This is a genomic window from Haladaptatus sp., assembly GCF_049589095.1.
Lineage (GTDB): Archaea > Halobacteriota > Halobacteria > Halobacteriales > Haladaptataceae > Haladaptatus.
Window position 1 is genome coordinate 1 of record NZ_JBAWAC010000412.1, and the last position, 9956, is coordinate 9956.

The following is a 9956-nucleotide window of genomic DNA, read 5'->3' on the forward strand; positions in this document are numbered from 1 at the left end:
TGCCTGCCTACTAAAAATCAGAATTTATGAGCGACGGAAATGAGTATAGTGCTGGGCAGATTCAAGTTCTCGAAGGGCTCGAAGCCGTTCGAAAACGCCCAGCGATGTATATCGGTTCTACCGACTCCCGTGGGTTACATCACCTCGTCTACGAAGTGGTGGACAACTCCATCGACGAGGCGTTAGCCGGATACTGTGACAGTATCGACGTAACGATCCACGAAGACGATTCCGTGAGTATCGCGGACGACGGACGTGGAATCCCCGTGGACCGCCACGAGGAGTACGACATGCCCGCACTGGAGGTCATCCTGACGGTCCTCCACGCTGGCGGGAAGTTCGACAACAAATCCTACCAGGTGTCCGGCGGCCTCCACGGCGTCGGCATCTCCGTGGTGAACGCCCTCTCGGAGAAGTTCGAAGTCGAAGTGAAGCGCGACGGTGCCGTCTGGCGACAGACGTTCAAGCGTGGCGACCCGGCGGGAGAGATGGAACGCGTCCGCGACATGCGTGACGAGGAGGAGACGGGCACGTACCAGCGATTCTGGCCCGACCGAGACATCTTCGAAACGACCGATTTCACCTACTCGACGCTCGAAAACCGCCTGCGCGAACTCGCGTTCCTCAACTCCGGCGTCGAAATCGTCCTCGACGACGAACGAGACGGGGAGAAACGCGACACGTTCCGCTACGACGGCGGTATCCGCGAGTTCGTGGAGTACCTGAACGAGACGAAAACCGCCCTCCACAACGACGTCATCTACTTCGAGGACGAAGCGGACAACATCCAAGTCGAAGTGGCGATGCAGGCCACCGACGAGTTGCAGGGGTCGATTCACGCCTTCGCGAACAATATCAACACCCGCGAAGGTGGTTCGCATCTGACCGGATTCAAGACCGCCCTCACGCGCGTCGTCAACGATTACGCCAACGACAACGACATGCTGGGCGACATCGACGAGAACCTCCGCGGCGAGGACATCCGCGAAGGGTTGACCGCCGTCATCTCCGTCAAACACCCGGACCCGCAGTTCGAGGGGCAGACCAAGACGAAACTCGGCAACAGCGAAGTCCGCGGTATCGTCGAGAGCGCCGTCCACGAGGGACTGTCGGTCTATTTCGAGGAACATCCGGACACCGCACAGGCAATCATCCGCAAGGCGGTCGAGGCCGCGAAGGCCCGCAAAGCCGCGAAGAAGGCCGAGGAACTCACGCGCCGCAAGAGCGCGCTCGAATCGAGCGCGCTCCCCGGCAAACTCGCGGACTGCCAGTCGCGCGACCCGAAGAAGTCCGAACTGTTCGTCGTGGAGGGTGACTCCGCGGGTGGGTCGGCAAAACAGGCCCGCGACCGGGAGTTCCAAGCCATCCTGCCGCTGTTCGGCAAGGTGCTCAACGTCGAGAAACACCGTCTCGACCGCGTCCTCGAAAACGAGAAGATCCGGAACTTCATCACGGCCATCGGCTCCGGCGTCGGCGAGGAGTTCGACATCGAGGAGACGCGCTACCACAAGATCATCATCATGACTGACGCGGACGTGGACGGGGCGCACATCAGGACGCTGTACCTGACGCTCCTCTACCGCTACATGCAACCGTTGCTCGAAGCGGGCTACGTCTACGCCGCCCAACCGCCGCTGTACCGGGTTCGGTATCGCGGAAACACGTACGACGCGATGACCGAGGAGGAACGCGACCGCATCATCGAGGAGAAATGCGACGGGAACCCGTCGCAGGTCCAGCGGTTCAAGGGACTGGGCGAGATGAACCCCGAACAGTTGTGGGAAACCACGATGAACCCCGAAAACCGCATCCTCAAGCAGATAACCATCGAGGACGCCGCCGCGGCGGACAAGATGTTCTCGGTGCTGATGGGTGATTCCGTCGGCCCACGGAAACAGTTCATTCAGGACCACGCGACCGAAGCGGAGTGGGTGGATATATGAGCTCCGACACACCGGACCTGCCGGACGAGGTCGCGGAGAAAGTAAAGAGCGTCCGCGTCGAGGACGAGATGGAACAGAGCTACATCGACTACGCGATGTCCGTCATCGCGGGTCGTGCGCTCCCAGACGTTCGTGACGGGCTGAAACCCGTCCACAAGCGCATTCTCTACGCGATGCACCGGTCGGGCGTGACGAGCAGCGCGAGTCACCGTAAATGTTCGAACATCGTCGGGGACACGATGGGTGACTTCCACCCGCACGGCGATCAGTCGATTTACGACGCACTCGCCCGGATGGCACAGGAGTTCTCCATGCGCTACCCGCTCATCGACGGGCAGGGGAACTTCGGTAGCGTGGACGGCGACCCGCCAGCGGCGATGCGGTACACCGAGGCTCGGATGGACTCGCTGTCCGAGGAGATGCTCGCCGACATCGAGATGGACACGGTGGAGTTCAAGCCGAACTACGACGGGCGCTTGCAGGAACCGGAAGTCCTCCCGTCGGCCGTCCCGAACCTCCTCATCAACGGGTCGTCCGGCATCGCGGTCGGGATGTCCACGAATATCCCGCCGCACAACCTGGGAGAAGTTATCGACGCGACGATCGAACTCATCGACAACCCCGACGCGACGATAGAGGACCTGATGGAGCACGTCAAGGGACCGGACTTCCCGACCGGCGCGAACATCGTCGGGCGCAACGACATCCACCAGGCCTACACGACCGGACGGGGACGCCTCCGCGTCCGCGCCGAGTACGAGGTACAGGATGACCGAATCGTTATCACGGAACTGCCGTTCCAGACGAACAAGGCGCGACTCATCCAACGAATCGCCGATCACGTCAACGACGGCACCATCGAGGGAATCCGCGACCTGCGCGACGAGTCCGACCGCGACGGCATCCGTGTCGTGGTCGAACTCAAGCAGAACGCGATCCCGGAGGTCGTCGAGAACCAACTGCTGAACCACCGCCTCGAACGCACGTTCAGCATCATCTCGTTGGCGCTGGTCGATGGCCAGCCGAAAGTGCTGACGCTGAAGGAACTGCTCGAACACTACCTCGACCACCGGCGCGACGTGGTTCGACGGCGGAGCAAGCACGAACTCGGCGAAGCCGAGGAACGCGCTCACATCCTCAAAGGTCGGCTTCGAGCGCTCGAAAGTATCGACGACGTGGTCGAACTCATCCGCAACGCCAAGGACCGCGACGGCGCGCGGTCAGGCTTGCAGGAGACGTTCGACTTCTCCGAGAAGCAGGCCGAACACATCGTCCGGATGCAACTCGGCAGCCTCACCTCGCTCGAATCCGAGGAGATCGAGGCCGAATACGAGGACGTGACGGCGCGCATCGAGCGCCTCGAAACCATCCTCGGCGACGAGTCGGAACTACTCGCCGTCATCAAGGACGAACTGCTGGAGATGAAGGAGAAGTACGCCGACGACCGGCGGACGAAGATCGTGGAGGACACGTCGGAGGTCACCCGCGAGGACCTCATCGCCGAGGAGGACGTGTTCGTCGTCGTCACCGAGCAGGATTACGTCAAACGGATGCCCATCGAGCGGTTCGACGCGCAGGGCCGCGGCGGCAAGGGTATCATCGGTGCGGACCTCAAAGAGGACGACAAGATCTCGAAGGTGTTCCGCGCGAACACCCACGACTACCTGCTCTGCTTCACGAATCACGGGCAGGTCTACCGCCTGAAGACCTACGAGATACCGGAGATGTCGCGCACGGCGCGCGGCAAATCCGCCGTCAACATCCTCGACTTGGGACGGGACGAGGACATCACCGCCGTCATCACGACGGACGAGTTCGAGGAGAACGAGTCGTTGAGTATGGTCACCGAACAGGGCTACGTCAAACGTACCACCGCGAAGGAGTTCGAGAACATCCGCTCGACCGGTAAGATCGCCGCACGGCTCGAAGACGGCGACAAACTCATGGACGTGAAAGTCACGGATGGCACGAAGGACCTGCTCATTTCCACGAAGAACGGGATGACCATCCGCTTCGACGAGACGGAGGCCCGCGAGATGGGTCGCAGTGCCCGCGGTGTCCACGGCATCAAACTCGACGACGACGACGAAGTCGTCGGGATGGTCGCCGCGAACGGCGACGTGGACGACCTGCTCACCGTCACCCGTCGCGGCTACGGGAAGCGGACGAAACTCGACGAGTACCGCTCCCAGTCGCGCAACGGCAAGGGCCTCATCGACATCAAGACCGGCGAGCGAAACGGGCCGGTCACCGAGATCAAGACCGTCATCGAGGACGACCACCTCGTAATGATGAGCGAGCGTGGTCAGATCATGCGCATTCGCGCGGCCGACATCTCGGAAGTCGGTCGGAACACGATGGGCGTCACCGTGATGGACGTGGACGAGGACGACCGCGTGGCGAGCGTGGACGTGATCCCCGCGGAAGCGGCGACGGCGGTTCCGGACGACGCGGAACCGATAGAAGACGACGTGGCCGACGAATAACGGTCGGTACATTTTCAGCCGAAACGACGATTTTTCGACACGGGATCAGTCGTTCAGAACCAGCGAGCGAAGCGCGGCGACGGTCGGCGTGAAACACGCCGGGTCGGAAGTCGTCCCGACGAAGACGCCCTCGTTCTCCATCGAGTTCCACACCAGAAAGTGGGTCAAGTTCTCGAAACTGCGAATCGTGAAATCGAGGTCGCCGAGGAGGTGTGTGAGTTCGTCGTGGTCGTGGGGAACGATCTGTTCGTCCACGACGACGTCCACGAGCGTTCGGATCTCTGCCGGTGAGAAATTCTCTTGGACTCCTTCGTGAAGATACGAAACCGAGTAGTTAGCGTGGACGAAATCGCCACCCGACACAACCGCTAGTAACTAGCGTTTTCACAATCGCCAAAACTCAGCCAGCGACACAACCGCCAGTCACTAGCAACCCCTCCGGAAAATCGAAGATTTTCCGGGCCGAGGAACCCTCGAAGGAACGCGACAGACTCGCAGAGCGAGTCCGTCGGCGTGACTGAGGGGGTGACGAAGCGCTTTTGGTGCAGATTTTGTCAGTGAGTGCGCCGGCGGCGCACTCACGCAGCAAAAGGTGCTATAGGATGCGCTTTCCCAGCGCACTCGCCGCCAGTTCGGTACAGAGCGCGGCGGTTTCGTTGTGCTCGTCCAGAATCGGGTTCACTTCCACGAATTCGAGCGAGCGGAGGATACCGTCCTCCCTGTCGCGCGTCGCCACGGTTTCGAGGGCGGAATGGGCTTCACGGTAGCTGACGCCGCCGCGAACGGGCGTCCCGACGCCGGGGGCTTCCTTGGGGTCGAGCCAGTCCATGTCGAAACTGACGTGGATGCCGTCCACGCCGTCAGTGGCGATGTCGATTGCTTCCTCCACGATTTCGGTGATTCCGTGCTCGTCGATGTCGGACATCGTGAAGGTCGTGACGCCGCTCTCGCGGATGGCATCGACTTCGGTGTCGTCCACGCTTCGAAGGCCGACGAGGACGACGTTCTCGGCGCGCAGGCCGGGCGCGTTCGCCCAGTCGGTGTCCGCGAAGTCGTCCACCGCGAGCGCGCCAGCGAGCGGCATGCCGTGGACGTTCCCGCTCGGGGAGGTCTTCGGGGTGTTGAAGTCGCTGTGCGCGTCGAACCAGATGGCACCGATTTCGGCGTCGCGGGCCGACCCGCCGAGGGTTCCCATGGCGATGGAGTGGTCGCCGCCGAGGACGAGCGGGAAGGCGTCGTCTTCGATCGCGCCTGCCACCCTGTCGGCGAGGCCTTCGCACGCGTCCGCCGTCTCGCGGATGAATTTGGCCTTGCCTTCGTTCGGCTCGTGCGTTTCCGGATCGCGTTCCTCCGCGCGCGGGACGCTCAGGTCGCCGGTGTCGATGGCTGTCACGCCAGCGTCGGCGAGTTCCTCGGCCAGTCCGGCGTAGCGAATCGCGGACGGCCCCATGTCCACGCCACGTCGGTTCGCGCCGTAGTCGACCGGTGCCCCGATGATCTGGACGGGTTTCGTCATGCTAGAACGGACGGGGCGGGGGGGTTTCAAAGGCAACATTTCGGATGGATGGATTGGTATTATATACTTGGAGTATCGACAGATAACAGACAACGATTCTCCCGGCATATTCGGCGGATTTAAGGAAATCAATTACCAAGATTCCTCTAATGTCTAGTATTGAGTTGACGCCTAGTCAGGAGACGATACTGACGGCACTCGTAAACCTCCACCGGGAGACCGAAGACGCGGTCAAGGGAGAGGACATCGCCGAAGAAGTCGACCGGAATCCCGGTACGATTCGCAACCAGATGCAGAGCTTGAAAGCGCTCCAACTCGTGGAGGGCGTCCCGGGCCCGAAAGGCGGCTACAAACCGACCGCGACGGCCTTCGAAGCGCTCGACACGCAGGAGCTCGAAACCGCCGCCGAGGTGCCACTTACCCACAACGGCGAGGAAGTCGAGCAGAGCAACATCGAGGAGATCGACCTCACGAGCGTGCACCACCCCGAACTCTGCCGCGCGGAGATCCACCTCCGTGGCTCCGTCCGTGATTTCCACGAAGGCGACGCGGTGAAGGTTGGCCCGACGCCGCTCTCGAAGCTCGTCGTGGAGGGACGTGTCGACGGCAAGGACGACACTCGGAACATCCTCATCCTGAAGATCGAGGGGATGGAAGCGCCGACGGAAGAACCGAACCACTGAGCTCGGGATCGATTCGAGCGGTTTCGAATCTCACACGTTTGAATCTTACACGTTTTTCATTTCTTTGACGCCTGCGGTCCGCTTTCGGAAACTATTATCGACCGACGCACTCTAGTTCAATCGATGCATCGCCGAACACCGATTCGGTACACGACTCGTGCGGTCGCCGCGCTGTGGCTCTTCATTGCCCTCTCCGGTCACGCGCTGGCACACGGGGCGAGTATCGAGGGGTCATCGAAATCCCTGTCCGTCCCCCTCTGGTTGTTCATTCTCACGAGTGGCGGCGTGGTGAGCGCGTCGTTCCTCCTCGCCAGTTTCATCACCGACAGAAGCTTCATCCGTGAGATTCACGACTGGCAACGATTCACGTCGTGGTCGGCCGATACGATCGTTCACGCGACGAAAGCCATCGGCGTCCTCGTTCTCCTTGGAATCATCGCCGCTGGATGGTACGGCCCGCCCTCGTCGCGGGAAAACATCGCCATCATCTTCGTCTGGGTCGGCTGGTGGGCCGCTTACACCACGACGGTGTACATCTTCGGCAACACGTGGCCCGCGCTGAACCCGTGGCGGACCATCGGAAACCTCCTTCCCTCCCTCGACGTTCACTACCCCGAGCGGTTGGGCGCGTGGCCGAGCGTCGTCGGACTGCTCGCGCTCATCTGGCTCGAAGTGCTCAGCCCGCTGGCCACCGAACCCAAGATGTTGGCCGATATCATCGTCGCATACTCGCTCATCACGCTCGCAGGCACCGTCGTATTTAACACCGAACGGTGGTTCAGCACTGTCGATCCCGTGGCTCGCGTCTTTCGCTACTACGGGCGGGTCGCCCCGTTCCGCCGAACCGAGTCAGGGTTCGAGTTCCAACTGCCGGGTGCGCGGTTGACCGAGACGAAGTACGTGACGGGGATCGACGAAGTCGCGTTCATCATCTCCATCCTGTGGGTGACGACCTACGACGGGTTCGTTTCGACGCCGCTCTGGGCGGACATCGAAGGCGCGGTGACCGGTGCCGGAGTGCCACGACACGTCACCTATCTTGCGGCGCTGCTCGGTGGGTTCCTGCTCTTCCTCGGCGCGTATCGATTGGCCGCGCGATTGGCCCATAACACGGCGGACACCTACCTCACCACCTCGGCGATCACCCGGAAGTTCGCGCCGTCGCTCCTGCCCATCGCCGTCGGGTATCACCTCGCCCACTACGTGGGTTACTTCCTCTCGCTCTCCCCCACCCTCTTGGGAATGTTGTCGAACCCCGTCAACCCACCCCAACCGATCATCATCGTCCTTCCGCCGTGGTGGAGTGCGGTCAACATGGCGTTCATCCTGATCGGCCACCTGCTCGCGGTGTGGGTGGCCCACGCCACGGCGTACGACGTGTTTCCGAGCAGGATGCAGGCGATACGGAGCCAGTACCCGCTCGTCGCCGTGATGATCCTGTACACGATGACGAGCATGTGGGTCGTTTCGCAACCGACGATCACACCACCATGACCATGACGATAGCGACAGACTACCACGTTCCGTCCGGCGAATCGGCCTACGAGTGTGCCTACTGTGGCTGCCCGTTTCGGAGTGAGGAGTATCTGGTGCTCCACCGCGGGTTGCAACACGGGGACGAACTCACCGAGGGCGAAGTCGAGGAGTTCTACGACACCTACGAGGAGGAGACGGAGGAACTCAAACACTTCCGTCTCAAGGCGCTCGGCGTGCTCGTCCTGCTGTACTTCGGCTTCCTGTTCATCTACGCCATCGTCGGCCTGTCGTAGTCGAACGAGGGGACGATGGATGGAGATTCGAGACCGACCGTATCCCGCTTCCGAATAGTATCCTATCGCCTGCATCCGAACTGTTAGGGCCTCGTCCGTTGTCACCTGTTCTATGCTTTCGATTCGCTCCGCGACGGAGGACGACGCGAAACCGATTCTCGACCTCCGGAAGGCGTCGATTCGGGCCTTCGGACCGGAGGGGTACCACGACGAACAGGTGGACGCGTGGGCCGCCCAACCGCTCGGGGTGGCACCGTATCTGGAGTCGATCCGTGACGAATCGAAGTACGTTATCGTCGCGGAGGAGGCAGGTGAGATCGCCGGGTTCGGTCGTCTCGAACTCGATACCGGCGTTCTCTCGGCGGTGTACGTCCACCCGGAGTACGCGCGGAACGGTCTCGGGTCGTCGCTGCTCTCGCATCTCGAATCCGTGGCGCGAAACGTGGGCCTGGATTCGCTCTCCCTGCACGCGTCGCTGAACGCGGCCGACTTCTACGAGGCGAACGGGTACGAACGGATCGAGACGGTCGAACACGAGGTGTTTGGTGGCGTCGAACTCGCGTGTGTCGAGATGTGGCGAAACCTGTGAAACGATTGGTCATCGAACTGCCCGGTTTCGACCGCCAAACCAAAAGACACGAAACCCTCCGGTGTTTGGTTCGAGTATGAGCAATTACCTCGTTGCGATGGAGGCGGCTTGGTTGGTACGCGATGTCAACGACATCGACGACGCCATCGGCGTCGCCGTCAGCGAAGCAGGAAAGCGGCTAAATCAGAAGAACATGGACTATGTAGAAGTCGAAGTCGGCGCGACGGGGTGTCCTGCCTGCGGCGAACCGTTCGATTCGGCGTTCATCGCGGCCCACACCTCACTCGTCGGTCTCGTCCTCGAAATGAAAGTGTTCAACGCCGAAGGCGAGGAACACGCGCAGCGAATCGCGAAGAGCGAAGTCGGCGGCGCGCTCCGCGACGTCCCGCTGTCGGTGGTCGAAACCATCGAATTCGGCGAGGACGAGGAAATCGACTTCGGCGACGAATAAACGGTCCGAACGATTTATACCATAACCATTGGTAATTTCTAGGCATGGAACTCCCGACACCCCAAGATCTTCGGGAACATCGAACCGATTTGGGACTCACGCAGAGTGAACTCGCAAAGCGGGCCGGTGTCTCTCAACCGCTCATCGCCCGGATCGAGGGCGACGACGTGGACCCGCGACTTTCGACGCTTCGACGCATCGTCAACGCCTTGGAGGAATCCGAGGGCGACATCGTTCGTGCGAACGACCTGCTCCACAAATCCGTCGTCAACGTCGGCCCGTCCGACACGGTGAGCGAGGCAGTACAGAAGATGCAGGATGCAGGCTACTCCCAACTCCCCGTCATCAACGAGGGCGTTCCGGTCGGTTCGATCAGCGAGAGCAGCCTCGTCCACGTCAGCGAGGACGCCCGCGACGAGGCCGTCCGTGAGTTCATGGACGAGAGTTTCCCGACCGTCTCGAAGTCGGCCACGCTCAACGAGATCAGCAACCTCCTCGACCACTACAAAGCAGTCATGG

General features: G+C 61.4%; 10 protein-coding genes. 8 read left to right on the plus strand and 2 right to left on the minus strand.

What is annotated here, in order from left to right; genetic code table 11:
- Window positions 1-26 precede the first annotated feature (26 nt).
- Both gyrB and gyrA read left to right on the plus strand, forming a co-directional pair.
- The gene (gyrB, locus tag WBV42_RS12975) at window positions 27-1943 is read left to right on the plus strand and encodes a DNA topoisomerase (ATP-hydrolyzing) subunit B (RefSeq protein ID WP_423986401.1); all 1917 of its coding nucleotides are present in this window, start codon (window positions 27-29) and stop codon (window positions 1941-1943) included.
- Entirely contained in the window at window positions 1940-4429 is a 2490-nt protein-coding gene (gene gyrA, locus WBV42_RS12980) for a DNA gyrase subunit A (protein WP_423986402.1), read from the plus strand. The genes gyrB and gyrA overlap by 4 nt, the downstream gene beginning before the upstream one ends.
- 45 nt (window positions 4430-4474) lie before the next feature.
- Here the strand turns inward: gyrA and WBV42_RS12985 are convergent, their stop codons facing one another.
- Together WBV42_RS12985 and rocF are read right to left on the minus strand one after the other, a co-directional pair.
- The gene (locus WBV42_RS12985; protein WP_423986403.1) at window positions 4475-4696 is read right to left on the minus strand and encodes a hypothetical protein; all 222 of its coding nucleotides are present in this window, start codon (window positions 4694-4696) and stop codon (window positions 4475-4477) included.
- 328 nt (window positions 4697-5024) lie between these two features.
- Window positions 5025-5945: an arginase gene (rocF, locus tag WBV42_RS12990; RefSeq protein ID WP_423986404.1), complete on the minus strand. Its 921-nt coding sequence runs from the start codon at window positions 5943-5945 to the stop codon at window positions 5025-5027.
- Window positions 5946-6094: 149 nt separating this feature from the next.
- On the opposite strand from rocF, the gene WBV42_RS12995 reads away from it, so the two are divergent.
- From WBV42_RS12995 to WBV42_RS13020, 6 genes are all read left to right on the plus strand, one after another.
- Window positions 6095-6628, plus strand: coding sequence for an Rrf2 family transcriptional regulator (locus WBV42_RS12995; RefSeq protein WP_423986405.1), 534 nt, complete (start codon window positions 6095-6097; stop codon window positions 6626-6628).
- Window positions 6629-6751: 123 nt separating this feature from the next.
- Complete coding sequence (locus WBV42_RS13000) at window positions 6752-8122, plus strand: hypothetical protein (protein ID WP_423986406.1); 1371 nt, start codon at window positions 6752-6754, stop codon at window positions 8120-8122.
- Window positions 8119-8397, plus strand: coding sequence for a DUF7410 domain-containing protein (locus WBV42_RS13005; RefSeq protein WP_423986407.1), 279 nt, complete (start codon window positions 8119-8121; stop codon window positions 8395-8397). The genes WBV42_RS13000 and WBV42_RS13005 overlap by 4 nt, the downstream gene beginning before the upstream one ends.
- A 112-nt stretch (window positions 8398-8509) precedes the next feature.
- The gene (locus tag WBV42_RS13010) at window positions 8510-8986 is read left to right on the plus strand and encodes a GNAT family N-acetyltransferase (RefSeq protein WP_423986408.1); all 477 of its coding nucleotides are present in this window, start codon (window positions 8510-8512) and stop codon (window positions 8984-8986) included.
- A gap of 76 nt (window positions 8987-9062) precedes the next feature.
- Window positions 9063-9437 (plus strand): DUF555 domain-containing protein, encoded by a 375-nt coding sequence (locus WBV42_RS13015; protein WP_066146503.1) that lies wholly within the window; start codon window positions 9063-9065, stop codon window positions 9435-9437.
- Window positions 9438-9481: 44 nt separating this feature from the next.
- Window positions 9482-9956: CBS domain-containing protein (locus tag WBV42_RS13020; protein WP_423986409.1), on the plus strand; the 475-nt coding region annotated here is incomplete at its 3' end.

Bases quoted from the DNA above. Each gene is read 5' to 3' on its own strand.
- WBV42_RS13005 (WP_423986407.1), top strand. From the start codon at position 8,119: ATGACCATGACGATAGCGACAGACTACCACGTTCCGTCCGGCGAATCG.
- WBV42_RS12995 (WP_423986405.1), top strand. From the start codon at position 6,095: ATGTCTAGTATTGAGTTGACGCCTAGTCAGGAGACGATACTGACGGCA.
- gyrB (WP_423986401.1), top strand. From the start codon at position 27: ATGAGCGACGGAAATGAGTATAGTGCTGGGCAGATTCAAGTTCTCGAA.
- gyrA (WP_423986402.1), top strand. From the start codon at position 1,940: ATGAGCTCCGACACACCGGACCTGCCGGACGAGGTCGCGGAGAAAGTA.
- WBV42_RS13015 (WP_066146503.1), top strand. From the start codon at position 9,063: ATGAGCAATTACCTCGTTGCGATGGAGGCGGCTTGGTTGGTACGCGAT.
- rocF (WP_423986404.1), bottom strand. From the start codon at position 5,945: ATGACGAAACCCGTCCAGATCATCGGGGCACCGGTCGACTACGGCGCG.
- WBV42_RS13010 (WP_423986408.1), top strand. From the start codon at position 8,510: ATGCTTTCGATTCGCTCCGCGACGGAGGACGACGCGAAACCGATTCTC.
- WBV42_RS13000 (WP_423986406.1), top strand. From the start codon at position 6,752: ATGCATCGCCGAACACCGATTCGGTACACGACTCGTGCGGTCGCCGCG.